General features: G+C 74.0%; 16 protein-coding genes. 7 read left to right on the top strand and 9 right to left on the bottom strand.

Translation table 11 applies throughout. From position 1 onward, the window contains the following. Positions 1-349 precede the first annotated feature (349 nt). The 5 genes from ACWC91_RS38305 to ACWC91_RS38285 all read right to left on the bottom strand — a co-directional run bounded on the left by ACWC91_RS38305 (position 350) and on the right by ACWC91_RS38285 (position 5,039). A complete protein-coding gene (locus tag ACWC91_RS38305) occupies positions 350-763 on the bottom strand; it encodes an SRPBCC family protein (RefSeq protein WP_281157007.1) in 414 nt (137 codons plus the stop codon). A gap of 100 nt (positions 764-863) precedes the next feature. Further along, positions 864-1,916 (bottom strand): AI-2E family transporter, encoded by a 1,053-nt coding sequence (locus ACWC91_RS38300; protein WP_225079475.1) that lies wholly within the window; start codon positions 1,914-1,916, stop codon positions 864-866. Between the two features lie 378 nt (positions 1,917-2,294). Next, positions 2,295-3,038, bottom strand: coding sequence for an SOS response-associated peptidase (locus tag ACWC91_RS38295; protein ID WP_225079474.1), 744 nt, complete (start codon positions 3,036-3,038; stop codon positions 2,295-2,297). A gap of 139 nt (positions 3,039-3,177) precedes the next feature. Then, complete coding sequence (locus tag ACWC91_RS38290) at positions 3,178-4,290, bottom strand: sensor histidine kinase (protein WP_225079473.1); 1,113 nt, start codon at positions 4,288-4,290, stop codon at positions 3,178-3,180. Between the two features lie 2 nt (positions 4,291-4,292). Further along, entirely contained in the window at positions 4,293-5,039 is a 747-nt protein-coding gene (locus ACWC91_RS38285) for a response regulator transcription factor (RefSeq protein WP_376501168.1), read from the bottom strand. Positions 5,040-5,448: 409 nt separating this feature from the next. On the opposite strand from ACWC91_RS38285, the gene ACWC91_RS38280 reads away from it, so the two are divergent. After that, complete coding sequence (locus tag ACWC91_RS38280) at positions 5,449-7,272, top strand: NlpC/P60 family protein (protein ID WP_450643420.1); 1,824 nt, start codon at positions 5,449-5,451, stop codon at positions 7,270-7,272. Positions 7,273-7,331: 59 nt separating this feature from the next. Here ACWC91_RS38280 and ACWC91_RS38275 read toward each other — a convergent pair whose 3' ends face one another. Next, complete coding sequence (locus ACWC91_RS38275; protein ID WP_225079470.1) at positions 7,332-8,144, bottom strand: SAM-dependent methyltransferase; 813 nt, start codon at positions 8,142-8,144, stop codon at positions 7,332-7,334. Positions 8,145-8,429: 285 nt separating this feature from the next. Between ACWC91_RS38275 and ACWC91_RS38270 the strand changes: the two genes are divergently transcribed. From ACWC91_RS38270 to ACWC91_RS38260, 3 genes are all read left to right on the top strand, one after another. Continuing rightward, positions 8,430-9,677 (top strand): PP2C family protein-serine/threonine phosphatase, encoded by a 1,248-nt coding sequence (locus tag ACWC91_RS38270; protein WP_450643419.1) that lies wholly within the window; start codon positions 8,430-8,432, stop codon positions 9,675-9,677. 148 nt (positions 9,678-9,825) lie between these two features. Beyond that, positions 9,826-10,188 (top strand): hypothetical protein, encoded by a 363-nt coding sequence (locus ACWC91_RS38265; RefSeq protein ID WP_281156892.1) that lies wholly within the window; start codon positions 9,826-9,828, stop codon positions 10,186-10,188. A gap of 143 nt (positions 10,189-10,331) precedes the next feature. Next, positions 10,332-10,544, top strand: coding sequence for a hypothetical protein (locus ACWC91_RS38260; protein WP_225079468.1), 213 nt, complete (start codon positions 10,332-10,334; stop codon positions 10,542-10,544). A gap of 245 nt (positions 10,545-10,789) precedes the next feature. Here ACWC91_RS38260 and ACWC91_RS38255 read toward each other — a convergent pair whose 3' ends face one another. Beyond that, complete coding sequence (locus ACWC91_RS38255) at positions 10,790-12,013, bottom strand: PP2C family protein-serine/threonine phosphatase (RefSeq protein WP_376501175.1); 1,224 nt, start codon at positions 12,011-12,013, stop codon at positions 10,790-10,792. A gap of 287 nt (positions 12,014-12,300) precedes the next feature. Here ACWC91_RS38255 and ACWC91_RS38250 point away from each other — a divergent pair, with 287 nt between their 5' ends. After that, positions 12,301-12,669 (top strand): STAS domain-containing protein, encoded by a 369-nt coding sequence (locus tag ACWC91_RS38250; RefSeq protein WP_450643418.1) that lies wholly within the window; start codon positions 12,301-12,303, stop codon positions 12,667-12,669. Positions 12,670-12,692: 23 nt separating this feature from the next. Here ACWC91_RS38250 and ACWC91_RS38245 read toward each other — a convergent pair whose 3' ends face one another. Together ACWC91_RS38245 and ACWC91_RS38240 are read right to left on the bottom strand one after the other, a co-directional pair. Further along, a complete protein-coding gene (locus ACWC91_RS38245) occupies positions 12,693-14,306 on the bottom strand; it encodes a N,N-dimethylformamidase beta subunit family domain-containing protein (RefSeq protein WP_450643417.1) in 1,614 nt (537 codons plus the stop codon). A 312-nt stretch (positions 14,307-14,618) separates the two neighbouring features. Beyond that, the gene (locus tag ACWC91_RS38240; protein WP_225079464.1) at positions 14,619-15,182 is read right to left on the bottom strand and encodes a hemerythrin domain-containing protein; all 564 of its coding nucleotides are present in this window, start codon (positions 15,180-15,182) and stop codon (positions 14,619-14,621) included. A gap of 202 nt (positions 15,183-15,384) precedes the next feature. Here ACWC91_RS38240 and ACWC91_RS38235 point away from each other — a divergent pair, with 202 nt between their 5' ends. After that, a complete protein-coding gene (locus ACWC91_RS38235; protein WP_376501182.1) occupies positions 15,385-15,930 on the top strand; it encodes a DoxX family protein in 546 nt (181 codons plus the stop codon). Between the two features lie 61 nt (positions 15,931-15,991). Next, complete coding sequence (locus ACWC91_RS38230; protein WP_225079462.1) at positions 15,992-16,528, top strand: hypothetical protein; 537 nt, start codon at positions 15,992-15,994, stop codon at positions 16,526-16,528. The last annotated feature ends 266 nt before the right edge of the window (positions 16,529-16,794 follow it).

The raw sequence follows: 16,794 nt of genomic DNA, 5'->3' as shown, positions 1-16,794 counted from the left end.
TCACCCATGCACACCCCCACGGCTCGGCCTCCGCACCCGACCAAACGAACTTACTGGCCTCGGACCTTGACCAAACACATAGGGGCACCCCCCCGGGCAGCGGCCCGGGTACCCGGCCGGGACCGGACGACGCGTCCCGTCCTGCCTTCGCGTCACCGCCGTCCGTCCACGCGGCCTCTCGGGGTGCCGACCCGCGAACCGGCGTCCAGCGGCCACCACTGGAAGCCGCGACAGGGCGTGATCCCGGCGCGCGGGGCGAACCGCCTACGGCAGGCGATGGGTGACGGCACGTCAACCCGCGGGAAGGCAGCCCGGAGGACAGCCGTGGGGTACGGCCCGGTCGGGGCGGTCAGCCGCCGGTGTGGTCGGTGTGGAGCCGTACCTGCTCCTCCAGGCGGCGCAGGCTGCTGTCGAGGGCGTCGCAGGCGGCGCGCTCGCCCGGATCGTGGCGGTCGTCGAAGAACGACAGGTGGACCGTCACCTCGGTGGCGCCGCTGCCGATGCCCGCGACCTGGAGCCAGCCCGCGTAGCCGCCCTGCTCGCGGGTGCCCCACTCGATCCGCATCTGGTCGCGTTCGGCGCGCAGCTGGGCGGCGGTGTCCCGGTCGGCGTGGTCCTCGTGCACCGTGACGGCGGGGGGCTCCTCCGCGTGCACGTGCAGTTCGCCGGGCAACCAGGCGTCGAACCGGCCGACGTCGGCGGCCTCGTCGAAGACCTGCTCGGGCTGAGCGGGCATCGTGCGTGAACGTTCGTACTCGGCCATGACGGCACCGTTCCTCCGCTCGGGGGGCGTACGACGAACGCGTGCCCCTTCTGCCGCTGCCGAAAAGCGCCGGTGCCGGAAACGGCTCGTGGGCGGGACGTCAGGGCGGGGCGGGGCGCAGTGCGCGCAGCACCGCCCAGGTGACGGAGACGAACGGGACGGCGACCACGGCGCCGATCACGCCCGCGACGATGCCGCCCGCGATGACGGAGACGGCGACGACGAGCGGGTGCAGGCGCACCGCCCAGCTCATCACCACAGGGTGCAGCACATGTCCTTCGAGCTGGCCGATGACGACGATCAGGGCGAGGACGGCCACCGCGGTGAGCGGGCCACGCCCCGCGAGCGCGACCACCGTGGCCACGCCGAGCGCGACCGGTGAGCCGATCAGCGGCACGAACGTGGCGAAGAACTCCAGCAGCGTCAGCGGCAGCGCGAGCGGTACGCGCAGCACCAGCAGGACGACGCCGACGAGTACGGCGTTGGTGGCCGCCACGATGATGATGCCGCGCGTGTACCCGGCGAAGGTCCGCCATGCGGCCTGCCCGGCCCGGTCCCACACCGGCCGGGCCCCGCTGGGGAGCAGCTGGTCGCGCACCCACCGCCAGAGGTTCTCGCCGGAGTGGATGAAGAAGACGGAGGAGAAGACCGCGAGGGCGCCCGCCGTGACCAGTTCGACGAGTCTGCCGAAGCCGCTGAGCGCGCTGCTGAGGAGCCCGGCGCGGTGGGCGGACAGGTAGGACAGGACCTGTCTCTGGAGATCGGACAGTCTGTTCTGGCTGAGCCGGAACGGCGGGCGCTGGAGCCACTGCTCGATCCTGTGGATACCGCCGCCGAACTCGCCGGCGAGCTTCGCCGACTCCCCCGCCACCGCGTTGCCCACGAGCGCCAGCAGGGCGAACAGGAGCAGCAGGCTGCCGACCAGGGCGACGGCGACGCACAGCGCTCGGGGCAGGAAGCGGTTCAGCAGGTCGGTGAGGGGGCGCAGGATCGAGGTGATGACCAGGCCCAGGAACAGGGCCACGGCGATGAGCTGGAAGCGGCCGAGGACGGTGAAGACGCCGTAGACGACGACGCCGACGAGGATGAGGCGCCAGGCGTAGGCGGCGGCGACCCGCAGCCAGGGCACGGTGCTCTCGGCCTTCGGGACCATGGGAGCGGTCCGGGCGCGCGGCGGGAGACGTACGGAGGGCGCCGGGCGGCTGCCGGGCACACGGCGCGCTGCCCGGCGCCCGCGGCCCGGCCCGCCCGCCGGAGCGCCCGCACCAGCCACCGCGCCTCCCCTTCCGGACCGGCCGTCCCGTCCGGGCCGTCACACCCGGACCGCCGGACCGCGCCGCCTTCGACATCGCCTGCCGAGCGCTGGTGAGCACCCTTGAGGCGTCTTGAGCCCTCCTGAGCACCGTAAGGGCTGGTCGGGCGGGGGCAGGGGTGCAGTTCGCCCGGGTGGGCGGTCATCGGGGGCATCAGGGGGAACGGGTGCCCGTCCGGCGCACGGCGCGGTGCGGGTGGGCCGGGGCGGTCCGGCCTGTCACGGCGGTGTCTCCTCCAACAGTTCGGGGCCGTTGTTGCGGACGCTGTTGACGGCCGGGGAGACGGGCCGGGCGCCGAGCCTGCCGTCCGCAGGCGGGCTCAGCAGCGCCCGCAGTTCGCCGGGGTCCTGATGGCGGGGATCGAGCCAGGCGTCGTAGTGCTCCGGGGTGAGGGCCAGCGGCATCCGGGGGTGGACACGGCCGGCCTCGTCGGTGGCCTCGGTGGTGATGATGGTGCACGTGGTCAGCCAGGCGGCGGGGTCGTCGTCCCGCGCCACGTGCGGGTCGCGCCAGTACGCGTACAGGCCGGCGAGCGCCATCAGCGCGCCGTCCTCGGGGCTGATGTAGTACGGCTGCTTGCGGGTCCTGCCGGTGTCGGCGGACTTGATCTGCTGCCATTCGTAGAAGCCGTCGGCGGGCAGCAGGCAGCGGTTCCGCACGAAGGCGCGGCGGAAGGCCGGCTTCTCGTGCACGGTCTCCACCCGGGCGTTGATCATCCGGGCGCCTGCCCTCATGTCCTTCGCCCAGGACGGGACCAGTCCCCAGCGCAGCGGCCGCAGCTCCCTGCGTACGGCGGCCGCGGTGCGGTCCTCGCGCGGGGCGCGTTCGAGAACGGCCCACACCTCGTCGGTCGGGGCGACGTTCCAGCTCGGCGCCAGCGCCTCCGACGGGCGCCACTCGGTGACCCGGAAGTGCCGGACCAGGTCCTCCGGACCGCGGGTGGAGACGTAGCGACCGCACATGGGGCCAGGGTGCCACGGCGGTACGGCCGCGGTCGGGAGCGCCTCACGGGGCGGGGAGGCGGCCGGGGCTCTCCCCTCTGTTGGGGGCCGATTGATGGGGACCATGGGGCCGGCGGGCTCTGAGGGGGTCTGGTGAGGCTCACGCCTCCGGTGCCGGCAGGGTCACCTCGAAGCGGCAGCCGCCCGGGATGTTGCGTACGGCGGCCCGGCCCTGGTGGGCCTCGACGATGCCGCGGACGATGGCCAGGCCCAGGCCCGCTCCCGCGGGGGGCGTGCGGGCGTGGGTGCCGCGCCAGCCGGTGTCGAAGACGCGTGGAAGGTCCTCCTCGGGGATGCCGCCGCAGCCGTCCGTGACGGACAGGACGACCCCGCCGGGGGAACGTGCGGCGGCGACCGCGACCGTGCCGTCGGCCGGGGTGCGGCGGATCGCGTTCACCAGCAGGTTGCCCAGCACGCGGCTCATCTCCTTGCCGTCCACCTCGACCGGCACCGGCTCGACGTGGTCGGCCACGAGGTGGACGCCGAGTTCCCTCGCCAGCGGGTCCGCCCCGGCGAGCGCGTCGCCGACCAGGTCGTACACGGAGATCCGGGAGCGGGTGAGGGCCAGGGAGCCGGCGTGGATGCGGGACAGCTCGAACAGGTCGCCCACCATGTCGTTGAGGCGCTCCACCTCGGTGCGGATCTGCCGGAGGTAGCGGTCCGGATCGGCGGCCACCCCGTCCTCCAGCGCCTCGGACATGGCGCGCAGTCCGGCGAGCGGGGTGCGCAGGTCGTGGGAGATCCAGGCGACGAGTTCCCGGCGGGAGGACTCCAGGGCACGCTCACGCTCCCGGGACTCGGCGAGCCGCGCACTGGTGGCCGCCAACTCGCGGCTCAGCGACTCGAGTTCGGCGGTCGCCGGACGGTGGGGCGCGGCGAAGCCGCCGCCGTCGCCGAGCGAGCGGGCGGCGTGGGCGAGCTCGCGGCTGCGGGCCACGACCCAGCGGCCCAGGAGCAGCGCGGTGGCCAGGGACACCACCGCCGCCATCGCCACGACGGTGGTGACGACGGACAGGTCGTGCGCGGACAGGAACATCGCCTGGGCCACGGCCAGGGTGCCGGTCAGCATCGCGCCCACCGCCACGGCGGCGACCACGGCGAGCGAGGCCGTCAGCGAGCGCCGCCGGATCAGCCGCAGCGCGCCCGCGCCGACCAGACCCGCCACGGCGGCGCCGAGGAAGGCGTACAGGGCGATGAACAGGGTGTCGCGCACCGTCAACTCCCGTCGTGTCCGGTGGGGTCGAACCGGTAGCCGACGCCCCACACGGTCTGGATGAGACGGGGCCGGGCCGGGTCGTCCTCGACCTTGCCGCGCAGCCGCCGGACGTGGACGGTGACCGTGGAGAGGTCGCCGAAGTCCCATCCCCACACCTCGCGCATCAGGTCCTCGCGGCTGAACACCCGGCCAGGGTGGCGCAGGAAGAAGGTGAGCAGGTCGAACTCGCGGAGGGTGAGCGCGAGTTCGGCACCGTCCCTGGTGGCACGGCGGCCGGCCGGGTCCACGGCGAGTCCGGCCGCGGCGAGCGGCCGCGGCGCGGTGACGGGCCGGGTGCGGCGCAGCACCGACTCCACCCGCAGGACGAGCTCGCGGGGGCTGAACGGCTTGGTGACGTAGTCGTCGGCGCCGACCTCCAGACCCAGGATGCGGTCGTCCTCGTCGCCGCGGGCGGTGAGCATGATGACCGGCACCGGGCCGCGCCCGCGCATCCGGCGGCACACCTCCAGTCCGTCCATGCCCGGCAGCATCAGGTCGAGCACGACCAGGTCCGGCCAGTGCGCGGCGGCCCGGGCGAGCGCGGTCGGCCCGTCCGCGGCACGGTCGACGACATGGCCCGCGCGGTCCAGGTAGCCGGAGACGATCTCGGCGACCGTGGCATCGTCCTCGACGACCAGCACCCGCGCCGCCCCGGCCGGCCGCCGCTCGCCGGACCCGGCACCCGTGGACTCGTACGACTCCTGCATGCCTCCAGCGTGACACCACCCCCACCCCCGTGCCGCCCCCGAGCGCTCCCCGGCCTCGGACGTCCGCATTCCGTAAGAAGTCCGGGCCGGACGAGCGTGAGGCACCTCACGGGAAGGTCACGAATACGTATCGGACATTCCACGCTTCAATCTTCACTCCGAGCACACATGTTCGCTAAGTTGACGACCAGGCCGCACGATTGCCTCCGGCGAGTCGCGTCGGATCGTGCGACCTCCGCCGAGTCCGGTTGGCCCCCACAGCGGCCGGAGCCGGGGAACCGACCAACCTCGGGGTGAAGCGGCTCAACTGTCCCTCCGGACAGGGGCCGTAGGGCACGCCTTCCACAGAACGTCCGCCCGATGCCGAGAGCAGAACCGGTGGGCGGCCCATGGGAGGAGTGCGTCCTTCTTGACGCGGGAACGACCGAGCGACGACAGGCCCAGCCGCGCCGAGGTCCAGCAGCGGATCAGCAGCCTCTACGACCAGGCGGAGAACGCCACGGGGAATTTCAACGCCACCCGTGCGATGAGCAAGAGCGCACGTACGCGGCGCGGTTCGGCCGGCTGGAGCGGTTCCGGGGGATCCGATCCGGCGCTCGACCGGGTGGCCAGGAAGTGGTTCGACGTGGGACGCGCCCAGTTGGGTCCGACCATGCCCGCGATCCTGCCGCCGGACCGTATGCCCAACCCGGCCAACTCCCCTGCCGCCGCGCCGGGCAGGCGTCCGGAGGACGTCCGCGAGGCACTGGGCCTCGAGGCGGGCAGGGCGCCTCGGCCGGAGCTGACCGCGGGCCCGGCGGGCCCTGTGCCCGAACTGCCGGCCGCGGTACGGGACACCACGCCTCCACCGGAGTTGCCCGCCGCACCCACCGCCACCGTGGCCGCCTCCCCCGTGGCGGAACTGACCGCCCGCTCCATGGAACCGCCGGCCGCCGGAACGGCGGGACCGGTGCCCACCGGCACCATGGAAGTGCTCCCCAACAGGACCATGCAGCCACCGCCCACGGGGACCATGGGGGCCCTCCCGGCCGACATCATGCAGGCGCCACCCACCGGCAGCATGGGAGCACTCCCCGTCGGCATCATGCAGCCGCCGCCCACGGGGACCACGGGGGCCCTCCCGGCCGACATCATGCAGGCGCCACCCACCGGCAGCATGGAAGCACTCCCCATCGGCATCATGCAGCCGCCCCCCACCGGCACGATCGGCTCGCCGCCGAACGTGACCACAGGGGTACTCCCGACGGGAACCATGGAAGCGCCGACCACCGGCACCATGGGCGTACTCCCCATCGGCACCATGCAGCCGCCCCCCACCGGCGGCATGCAGGCGCCGACCACCGGCAGCACGCAGGCGCTCTCCGCCGGAGCCCTGGAGGCGTCGGCCACCGGGTCCATGGATGTGCTCAGCATCGGAAGTCCGAGCACTGCGACCCCGCCCGCGGGTCCCGTCGCGGGGTTTGCGGGTGTGGCCGAGGCGGGGCGCGAGGTGGTCGGCGGGGCGGCTGTCTCGGTCGCGCGCCACCGGCAGGCCGCGGTGCGGCGGCCCGCCAAGGAGCGGACGCGGAACAAGCTCGCCCGGGCCGGCGAGATGCTGTCCCGGCACGCCGCGCAGCAGAGCGCGCCGCCACCCGCCGCCGTCGGGGCGCGCCCGGCCGAGGAGCCCCGGCCCGCGCCTCAGCCGGAGGCGACGCAGTGGCAGCGGCACGCCACGGGGCTGTTCGACACGACCCCGCCGCTGGACGGCAACTCACTCTTCGACGCCAGCCAGGCCGGCGGCCCGGGAGCGGCGGGCGAGCCGGGGGCCGCCACCGGCCCCGACCCCGCCACCGGCCCAGGCGTCGGCGTCGGCGACAGCCCGGTCTCGGCCTACGAGCGGAAGGCCGCCAAGGCGCTGGCCTTCGCCCGCGCCCAGATCGGCAAGCCGTGCGTGTGGGGGGCCACCGGTCCGGGCTCCTACGACTGCTCGAGTCTCACCCAGGCCGCCTGGCGGGCCGCCGGAGTGGCCCTGCCCCGTACCACCCACGAACAGGTCGGCTCCGGCGCGGCGATCGAGCTCGCCGAACTGGAGCCGGGGGACCTGATCTTCTTCTACGGCGAGGTCAGTCACGTGGGCCTGTACGCGGGCAACGGCACCATGGTCCACGCCCCGAGTCCGGGCGCGTCGATAAGCGAGGAGTCGATCTTCTTCGCGGGCCCACGGGCCATCCACAGCGCGATACGTCCCGCCTGAGCCGTCACGGCCGTCACGGGTGGGGAGGCCCGGGGAGCCGGAGCCTCCCCACCCGCCGTTCACGCGTTCTTGCGGCCCACCCCGGCGTACACCCAGAACTGGGACGGATCCTCCGGGATCTCCTCGTCCCGGTCCGGGCGCCACAGCGGGACGTAGACCAGCCCCGGCTCCGCCAGGTCGAAGCCGTCGAAGAGGGACGTGATCTCGTCGTGGGAGCGTGCCGTGACCGGCGAGGTGGCCCGGTCGCGGTACAGCTGCCCGACGGCCGCGGCCGTGTCCGGACGGTCCTCGTCCGTGGCGTGGGTCAGGGCCAGCCAGCTGCCCGCGGGCAGCGCGTCCCGGAAGGCGGCCACGATGCCGCCCGGGTCCTCCTGCGGTGTGACGAAGTGCAGGATCGTGATCATCAGAACGGCGACGGGCTCCTCGAAGTCGATGAGCTTGCGCACCTGCGGCGCGGAGAGTACCCCCGCGGGATCACGGATGTCGGCGGCCACGATCGCCGCGTCCGGGTTGTCGGCGAGAAGAGCCTCGCTGTGCGCGACCGCGACCGGGTCGTTGTCCACGTACACCACCTTGGCGCCGGGGCTGGCCGCCTGGGCGACCTCGTGCACATTGCCCTGGGTGGGGATCCCGGAGCCGAGGTCGATGAACTGGCGTACCCCGGCGTCCACCAGGAACCGCACGGCGCGGCCCAGGAAGGCGCGGTTGGCGCGGGCCAGTGTGCGCACCTGGGGGTCGATCGCCGTGAAGGCGGCCACCGCCTCCCGGTCGATGGCGAAGTTGTGCTCGCCGCCCAGCATGGCGTCGTACATCCGGGCCACGCTGGCCTTGCCCGGATCCACGCCCCGCGGCAGTCCGTCTCCGTCCCTCATGACCAACTCCCCTACTGTTAAACGACCTTGACTGTTCATCATATAGTTGCCTGTGGCATACGACGCCGTACCGCCCGACCGGTCCGACCGGCCTGTCCGTCCCCGCCCCACCGGACCCCCGGCCCACCGGCCCCACCCGGAAGGCACACGATCCTGCGGAACACAGAACGCGGCGGGCCAGAAGGTCCACCCTCCACAGGGCCGCTCCGCCGCACTTCGTACTTCTCCCCCGCGGCCGACGCCATCGGCTCCGCGCTCGACCTGCACCTGACCGGCCGTCATGTCGTGCACGCGCTCGCACCGGGTTTCTGCGACGCGGCCTCGGTGTACCTGCTCCAGCGCTGGCTGCTGGAGGAGCACTCGCGCACGACCGCCGACCCGCCGCAGATCGAGGCGCGCCGGCTCGCCCTGCGCATAGGGTCGGACACCTCGGAGGACTGGGAGCACCTGCTGCCGGTCGGGGAGGTGCTGGTCTTCCCCCGCCACACGCCGTACGCGCGTGCCGTGGCGACCGGAGAGACCCAACTGCTCGACGGCGTCGACCGGCACACCTTCGAGAGGCTGCGCAGCACCGGCCCGGACGACGCCGGCGTGGACGCCCTGCTGCGCAGCGCCTCGTTCCTCATCGTCCCGCTGAGGCTGCGCGGCGCGGCGGTCGGCTTCATCGCCTGCACACGCGGTCCGGACAAGGACCCCTTCACCCGCGGCGAGGCGGTGGCGGTGGAGTCGCTCGGCGCCCGGGCCTGCGTCGCCCTCGACAACGCCCGCCGCTACGAACGCGAACGCCGCACGGCGCTGGCCATCCGCCGCAGTCTGCTCCCGGAGACCGGGCAGTCCTTCGAGAGCTGCCGGGTCGCGCACGGCTACCGGCCCGCCGGGCAGGACAACGTCATCGGCGGCGACTGGTACGACGTACTGCCCCGGGGGGACCGGCGACTGGCCATGATCGTGGGCGACGCCATGGGACACGGGCCGGAGTCCGCCGTGGCCATGATCCAGCTGCGGACCGCCGTCCGCACCCTCGCGGCGCTCGACATCAGCCCGGCCGAACTCATGGACCGGCTGGACGCCGTAGCCGGCACGACGCCCGGCGCCTCCTTCGCCACCTGCATCTACGCGGAGTGGGACGCGGAACTGCACACCTGCACGTTCGTCGGCGCCGGCCATCCACCGCCCCTGATCCGCGGTCCCGGCCGCCCGGCGGCGCCGGTCGCCCTCGCCTCCGCCGGTCTCCCGCTGGGGCTGGCCACGGGCCACTACGAGCCGACCGTGCTGCACCTGTCCGAGCCGACCCTGCTGCTGCTCTACAGCGACGGTCTGGTCGAGTCCCGCACCCATGACATCGACCAGGGCATCTCGCGCCTCGCCGGCGCCCTGGACGCCGTGACCGACGACGTACCGGACGCCGCGCACCCGGACGCGCTGCCGTCGCTGTGCCGGAGGCTGCTGGCCGGCTCCGGTCAGGACGGCGCCGACGACGTCACGGACGACCGGACCCTGCTGCTGGCCGAACTGACCCCCGGGAAGAACTGACGGGGCCGGGGAGGGCCCGTCGGGCTGCCGCACTGGGCTGCTTGTCGCATGAGCGTAAGCGGCCGTTCGAGCGGTGTCCCTCACCTGATGTGGTGAGGGCTTGCTGCACGAGGCGTACGCAGGCGGCGCAAGCGCCGTTTGCTCCGGCATGGAGAGCACTTCTCGGGCCGTGCCGCGCTCGCCCGGCCACTTCCCCGCGGAACAGCCCTACGCGGAACTGACCGGCGGGCCCTCGAACCAGTCACCGGTCCACTCGCCGTCCCGCGCGGTGGACCTGGCGCCACCGCGGGCCACGGGGCGGCACGCGCCCGAACCGTCCCAAGTGCAGTGGGCGTCCTTCGCGGACGCCGGCTCGCCGCCACCGGCCGTGGCGTCCGCGGGGCGGGAGCCTGTCACGCCGTTGCTGCGGCCTTGGGGCGTCGGTTCCGGGGAGCCGCCGCCGGAAGTCGCGGCGCGGGTCGTGCCCGCGGTCCCCGCGGTGCCGGTGCCGCGCGGGCTCCCGGGCCTGTGAGTCCGGACGGAGAAGGGACCGTGCCGTTCCCCGGGGCCCGGCCCGGACCGCGCGGGGCACCACTTGCTCACGGCTCGGTGACGGCGGCATCACGATGGTGGGCGTGGGCGTTGCCCGGCCCCGGGGGTGTCGTTGAGCGCGGCATGGAAGCGTGGGAGGACGGCGAATGCCCCTGGTGCCGCTCGCTGCTCGGCTCCGGCCGGGCCCTCACCGTTCCGGACGCCGGGCTCCGCGTCGATCGCCCCTGGCTCCGGAGCGGCGACGGCCGGACGGTCTGGTGGGAACGCGCACGCCTGGTCATGCTGCCGCTGGCGGCACTCACCGTGGCGGCCGCGCTCATGCTGGCGCTGTCCTGACCTGTCGACCGCCGCGAGCGCGGCGGCCGGGGGACCGCGCTCACGGCGGCGGCAGGTTGATCGGCCCAGCTCAGGCCCTGCTCAGGGCCCAGCTCGGGCCCTGCTCAGAAGGGAGCCTGAAGCCTGGTGGTCCGCCAGTAGCGCTGACATGCTCTTGGCAGCTGCCCGCCGGACAGCGAGGCAACGTCATCATCTCTCCGCGTGCACGACGGATCATTCGGACGCCGGGCAGCCCACACGGCCCCTCACGGCCGAGGGCGCAGGCGGGCCGCGAGCACCGCGACGTCGTCGTCCGACTGGCCGGATCCGGGGGCGCACGGGAATGCGCCGAGGATGCCGTCCAGGAGTGCGCCGGCTTCCGTACCGGGCCCCGTCCGCAGGCCCGAGAGCCGGGCGAGCGAGGTGTCGATGTCCTCGCCGCGCCGCTCGATCAACCCGTAGGTGAACATGACCAGGGTGTCGTCCGGCGCGAGGGGCAGCCTCGTCGCCTCGTGGGCGGCGAGCCCGGTGCCGGGGCCGGTGCCGATCGGGGGCCCGACCCGCAGCGCTACGGGCCCGGCCGTGCCGTCCTGGCGGAAGAGGACCGGCGGCAGGTGCCCCGCGCTCGCGAGCAGGGCCGTTCCGTCCGCCGGGTCCAGCAGGGCCAGCAGGCAGGTCGCCGGGCGGCGGCCGCTCTCCGCGGACATCATGGCGTCCAGCCGGCGCAGGATGCCGTGCGGCGCGAGGTCGGTGGAGGCGACGCACCGCAGCGTCGAGCGGTAGGCGTTCATGTCGACCGCCGCGTCCAGGCCGTGGCCCATGACGTCACCGACGACCAGCAGGACGCGGCCGGAATGCAGGTGCAGCGTCTCGCACCAGTCGCCGCCCACACGCCCGCCCGTGCCGCAGGGCACGTGACGGGCCGCCAGTTCCACGCCGGGGTGCGTGCGCTCCGGGTCGGCCGGCAGCACCTTCCGCAGGTCCCACACCCTCGGCCCGGCCTCGCGCTGCTCCTCCGCGTGCCGCATGTGCGCGGCGGCCAGCCGTGCCGCGTAGTGGACGGCCGCCGTCTCGTGGTCGTCGAAGGGACGGCCGGCCCGCAGGACGAGCACGACCCCGTAGACCCGGTCCCAGGCCAGCAGCGGCACCGAGAGGGTCGCCAGGGCCGGGCCGCCGTGGGTGGACGAGGCCGTGATCGGGTGGCCCGCGTCCAGGGCGCGGACGGAGACCTGGTCGCGCGGGGCCTTCTCCAGGCTGTCGAGGAGGTCGCGCCGCCCGGCCACGGCGGCGGAACGCAGGGACTCGCCCGGTTCGCGGTGGCCCTCCTGCGGGCCGTAGAGATCGACGGTCGCGGAGTCGCACAGCTCGTCGACCAGGAAGGCGGCGAGTTCGGCCGCCGTCCTGCGGTCGTCGAGGGTCGTACCGATCGCGGCGACCGCCCGCCGGGCCAGTGCGAAGCGATCCGTCGCGGCACTCCCGGGGTCCGACACCAACTCACCTTCCATTGCGGCCCCTTTCTCCCGTTTTCTACCGTTTTTCTCCCGCTCTGCCGGATTCATCCCAGCATCGCGGGCAGGCATCGGCGGGTAGCGACCCGCTGCGCCAGGACTGCCGGAGCGGATTCTTTACCGAGGTGAGGGGTGGTGCGCCAGGCCGGGGAGGGGCGATGCCCGCCGGGCTTCACGAACGCCCGCTCACCATGGGCTTCACAAAGCCCTGACATCACGGCCAACATCGTCCTGTCCATGGCCAGATGTTCACGAGAAGTGAGGGCACTGTGGCAGAGACCGAGGGACCGGCGGTGCCCGAGCGGCTGCTGATCACCCGTACCACGGCCGACGACGGCAGTTGTGTCGTGGCCCTCGCCGGAGAGGTCGACCTCGACGGCAGCGCACATCTCCGCGACGCCCTGCTGTCCTGTCCCGCGACCGCGCCCGGCACGGTGGTCGACCTCCGTGACGTGACCTTCATGGACTCCAGCGGCATCAACGCCCTCATCACCGCCCACCAGGCCGCACAGGCGGGCGGCACCCGGCTGCGCCTGGCCGCACCGCAGGAGGCGGTCCTGCGCGTGCTCCAACTCGTCGGCGTGGACACGCTCATACCCTGCTACCCCACCCTGGAGGCGGCCCTGGCGGCCCGCTGACCCGTACGGCCGCAAAGAGCGGGTCACCCCGGCGTCCCGTACACCAGCCGCGTGTTGGGGCGGGGTGCCGGCCGGTGCCGGGCCGCGGGACCCTCGGCGAAGGCGCGCAGCAGGTTCTCCGTGGTTCGGGTGACGAAGGCCCGGGTGCGGGCGTCCATGCCGTGGTCGCGGCCCCCCTCGGGGGTGCCGGCCATCAGCGCCTCCACCCAGCGCATGGTGCCGGTGGCGAAGACGCCCGCCCCGCTCGGCACCGTGTAGTACGCCGAGTCGCTGTGGCTGCGGGCGCCGGCGCACACCAGCGGCGAGTGCGCGGTGATCTCCAGCGGTTCGGGCACGGGCGAGCCAGGGGTGACCCGGTCGTACTCCACTCCGACCAGGTGGTCGAAGCTCTCGCCGGGGCGGGCACCCGTGCCCACGTACAGCCAGTGGTCCGCCGCGTGCACGACGTAGGGGGCGTCCACCGGATATCCCTCGTACAGGACCCCGGTGAGGGACGACTCGGGGTCGGCTCCCGGGGCCTGCCGGAAGTCGGTGGTGACCAGGGCCGGGCGGGTCGGGTAGCAGGGGTCGTCGCGGTAGGAGGACTTGTAGCAGACCACGGTGCGCCCGGCCTCCGCCCCGCCCGCTTCCAGGCGGACCCGGCGGAAGCAGGTGTTGGCGCCGAGGAAGGCCACGTTGGTGCCCGCGTCGCGGGCCCCGGCGACGTGCCGGCGCTGCTCGGGCGTCCAGTACTCGTCGTGGCCCAGGCAGACGAGCGCGGTGGCGCCCCGGAGGACGCCGGGGTCGTGGTGCAGATCGGTGCCGGTGGTGTAGGCGAGGGCTATGCCGAGGCGTTCGGCGAGGACGACGGCCGCCCATTCGTACACCAGGAACTTCTCGGCGCCGTTCGCGTCGTAGGGCCGGTCGAAGCTGACGGCCAGGGAGCGGGTCGCGTACGCGCCGGAGGCGCCGGAGTACAGGCTGGAGCCGCCCCAGCGGTTGTACGCCTGCCAGGTCGCCGGGGCGTGCAGGAGTACGGTGCGGCCGGCGCCGTGCGTGGAACGCACGATGAGCGGGACGTACCGCTGATGGCCGTTGTCGGCGTCGAGGCGCAGCAGGTAGGCGCCTTCGGGCCAGTCCTCGGTGCCGAAGGCCAGGGTGCGCGGCCAGTCGGCGCGGACGGTGCGGGTGGCGGACAGCGTCCGGGCGGCCGGCTGCGCGCGTCCGCGCACCCGCGCCGAGCGCCACACGAGCCGGGCGTGGCTGCCGCCGTACCAGCCGACGCGGAAGGCCGAGACGCGGAAGGAGGACGCCGTGGTCGACACGTGCAGGCCGAACTCCTGGCCCGGGGCGACGCTGATCCGGTCGGTGTAGCCGGCCACCGCGTCCGGCGGGCCGAGGGAGCCGATCCGCCAGTCCCGGGTTCCCGGGCGGTCCCGGTCCGCCTCGGGGCGGCGGCGGTCCGTCGCGGGGGACGGCCGGTTCGCGTACGTGTGGTCGCAGGCGACGGCCGCCGCGCCCAGTCCTGCCCCGGCGCACAGGCCGAGGAACTGCCTGCGGGCCGGGCCGTGCCCGGAGCCCTTTTCCGCGCGCTCCGCGCCCGGGTCTGCCCTGCCCTCCGTGTCCCCCGTGTGCTCCTGTGCGTGGTGCGGGCTCACATCGCCTCCCAGGGGGTGAACGGGCCCTCCCCCGAGGATTCCGACGCGCCTTCGTCGAAGGTAGCGGCTGCGGCGGGGGTCCGCATGGCTCGCGCCCACCGGGCGCGAGGACCGAGGGTGCGGCGGACCCGGACCGTCGGTACGGACCTCGGGTACGGGTCGCGGGCACGGTCCGCCGGGTGCGCCCGTGGCACAGGGGCGCGTAGGGGCACGACCGCGGGGCCGTCGGCCGGTGACGGTCCTGACGGCCCCGTGAGCGAGGTGGTCTGCGCGCTGCCGGCCGGCTGAGCGCTGCCGGCCCGGCGGCGGTCCTCAGCCGGTCCTGCCGCGTCCTGTGACGGCGTCCCGGATCCGGTCGACCAGTCCCGTACCGGGCGCGAGGAGCTTGTTCACGGGCGGCCTGTCCGGAGCGGCGGGGTGCGGCCGGGTCGGCGCGGTCTTCTTCGCCGAGCGCACCTTCTCGCCCAGCTGTTCCAGGTCCTCGGGCCCGGTGGCCTCCCGCAGCAGCGGGAAGAGGTTCTGTTCCTCGTCGGTGACGTGCTCGCGGATCTCCCGCATCAGACGGCCGACGAGCTCGTCGAACCGCGGGTCGTCCGCGCCGAGGCCCTCCAGGTCCTTCATGGTCCGCTCGGCATCCGCGTGGTCCTGGATCTCCCGGTCCGCGATCGCGTCGCCGTCCCGGACGTAGTGGCGCACCGCCGGGTACAGGTACATCTCCTCGGCCACGGAGTGGCGGACCAGTTCGATGGTGGCCTGGTCGGCGAGGTCCTTGCGCCGCGCGTGCCCCGTCGGGAGGGCCTCCATCTGCGCGAAGATCTCCTCCACTTCACGGTGGTCGGTGGTCAGTTCCCGGATGACGTCTCCGCCGTGTCCCATGACAGGGCTCCTTGCTGGTGGCGTTGCGGGTCGTACCGCTGGACCGCCGCCGGGTTCCCGCGCCGGGCGCCGGCACACCGCCGAGCGGGTGCGGATCACGCCCGGCCCGATTGTCCTCGCGTCGCCCGGGAACCCGGCTGACGCCGCATACACCTGTCACTCCCCTCACCCCCTCACCCCCTCACACCCCTGGGAGAGGATCATGAGTCTGCTGCGCGTGACCGGGCGTCCTCTGCTCGCCTCCATGTTCGTCGCCGGAGGCATAAACTCCCTCCGCAGTCCCGAGGCGGTGGTGGCGGTCGCCGAACCCGTCGTACGGCCGATCACCGAGCGGGTGGCGGTGCTGCCGGACCGCACCGAGCAGGTCGTGCGGCTCAGCGGCGGCGTCCAGGTCGTGGCGGGCGTGCTGCTGGGCCTGGGGCGGTTTCCGCGGCTGTCGGCCGTGGCCCTGGCCGCGACGCTGGTGCCGACGACCCTGGCCGGACACCGCTTCTGGGAGGCGGAGGACGACGCCGGGCGCGTCCAGCAGCGCATCCACTTCCTGAAGAACCTGTCCATGCTGGGCGGTCTGCTGATCGCGGCCGACGACACCGGCGGCGCGCCGTCCCTGCTGTGGCGCGGCCGCCACACGGCCCACGAGCTGCGGCGCGAGGCGCGCCTGGTGCGCCGCTCGGTACGGGCCACCGCACGCCCGGCCGCCGCGGTCGGCGGCCTGCGCGCCAAGCTGCCCGCCCGGAACGGCGCATGAACGGCGAGAGCCGCGACTGACCGGCGAAAGGCCGCGGCTCCCGCGACGAGGAGGACACGCGATGAACGAGAACGCCCGCGCCGGGGCCCGCCTTCCGGTGTTCACCGGGCAGTCCGGTCACGACCTGCTCGGGATCTATCTCAACGACCACCTGGCGGGCGCCACCGCGGGCACGGACCGCTCCCGCCACCTCGCCGTGGCGTGCCGGGGCTCGGAGATCGGCGAGGCTCTGGGCCCGATCGCGGCCGAGATCGCCGAGGACCGCAGGAGCCTGCTGGAGATCATGCGCCGGCTCCGGATACCCGTACGGCGCTACAAGGTGTACGCAGGCCGCCTCGGCGAGCGGGCCGCGCGGCTGAAGAGCAACGGCGGCCTGATGCGGCGTTCTCCGCTGACCTCCCTGCTGGAGCTGGAGTTGCTGCAGATGGGCGTGCAGGGCAAGGCCTGCGTCTGGGAGGTCCTGCGCGGGCTCGCCGACCGCGACACGCGCCTGGACCGGCAGCAGCTCGACGACCTGCTCGAACGGGCCCGGCGGCAGCGGCGCATCGTCGAGGAACTGCGCAGGCTCCAGGCCGCCGAGGTCTTCCGGGACCGCTGATCCGCACCCGCGGTGCCACTCGGGGGACGAGGGACCCGCGGCCGCGAGCCGCTGACCGCGTCCCATGTACGTGCATGGCCCAGCGATTACCAACGCTTGGTTCAACAGTCCAGACTGATAAACCTATTGTTACTACGTGGACGTCGAACAGGTCGGTGCCGGCACCACGGCCGGCCCCCCGGAAAGCACGGCCGGCCCCCCGGCAAGCCCGGAAAGCCACGAAGGCCACGAAGGCCGAGAAGCCCCGGAAGGCACGGCTCCCCTAG

The organism is Streptomyces sp. NPDC001204 (assembly GCF_053598035.1).
Note: the sequence above shows the minus strand (reverse complement) of the source record. Positions and strands in the feature narration are given on the sequence as shown.

Excerpts from the sequence above, each read along its gene's own strand:
- ACWC91_RS38305 (WP_281157007.1), bottom strand. The coding sequence starts at position 763 with ATGGCCGAGTACGAACGTTCACGCACGATGCCCGCTCAGCCCGAGCAG.
- ACWC91_RS38300 (WP_225079475.1), bottom strand. The coding sequence starts at position 1,916 with ATGGTCCCGAAGGCCGAGAGCACCGTGCCCTGGCTGCGGGTCGCCGCC.
- ACWC91_RS38295 (WP_225079474.1), bottom strand. The coding sequence starts at position 3,038 with ATGTGCGGTCGCTACGTCTCCACCCGCGGTCCGGAGGACCTGGTCCGG.
- ACWC91_RS38285 (WP_376501168.1), bottom strand. The coding sequence starts at position 5,039 with ATGCAGGAGTCGTACGAGTCCACGGGTGCCGGGTCCGGCGAGCGGCGG.
- ACWC91_RS38275 (WP_225079470.1), bottom strand. The coding sequence starts at position 8,144 with ATGAGGGACGGAGACGGACTGCCGCGGGGCGTGGATCCGGGCAAGGCC.
- ACWC91_RS38265 (WP_281156892.1), top strand. The coding sequence starts at position 9,826 with ATGGAGAGCACTTCTCGGGCCGTGCCGCGCTCGCCCGGCCACTTCCCC.
- ACWC91_RS38260 (WP_225079468.1), top strand. The coding sequence starts at position 10,332 with ATGGAAGCGTGGGAGGACGGCGAATGCCCCTGGTGCCGCTCGCTGCTC.
- ACWC91_RS38240 (WP_225079464.1), bottom strand. The coding sequence starts at position 15,182 with ATGGGACACGGCGGAGACGTCATCCGGGAACTGACCACCGACCACCGT.
- ACWC91_RS38235 (WP_376501182.1), top strand. The coding sequence starts at position 15,385 with ATGAGTCTGCTGCGCGTGACCGGGCGTCCTCTGCTCGCCTCCATGTTC.
- ACWC91_RS38230 (WP_225079462.1), top strand. The coding sequence starts at position 15,992 with ATGAACGAGAACGCCCGCGCCGGGGCCCGCCTTCCGGTGTTCACCGGG.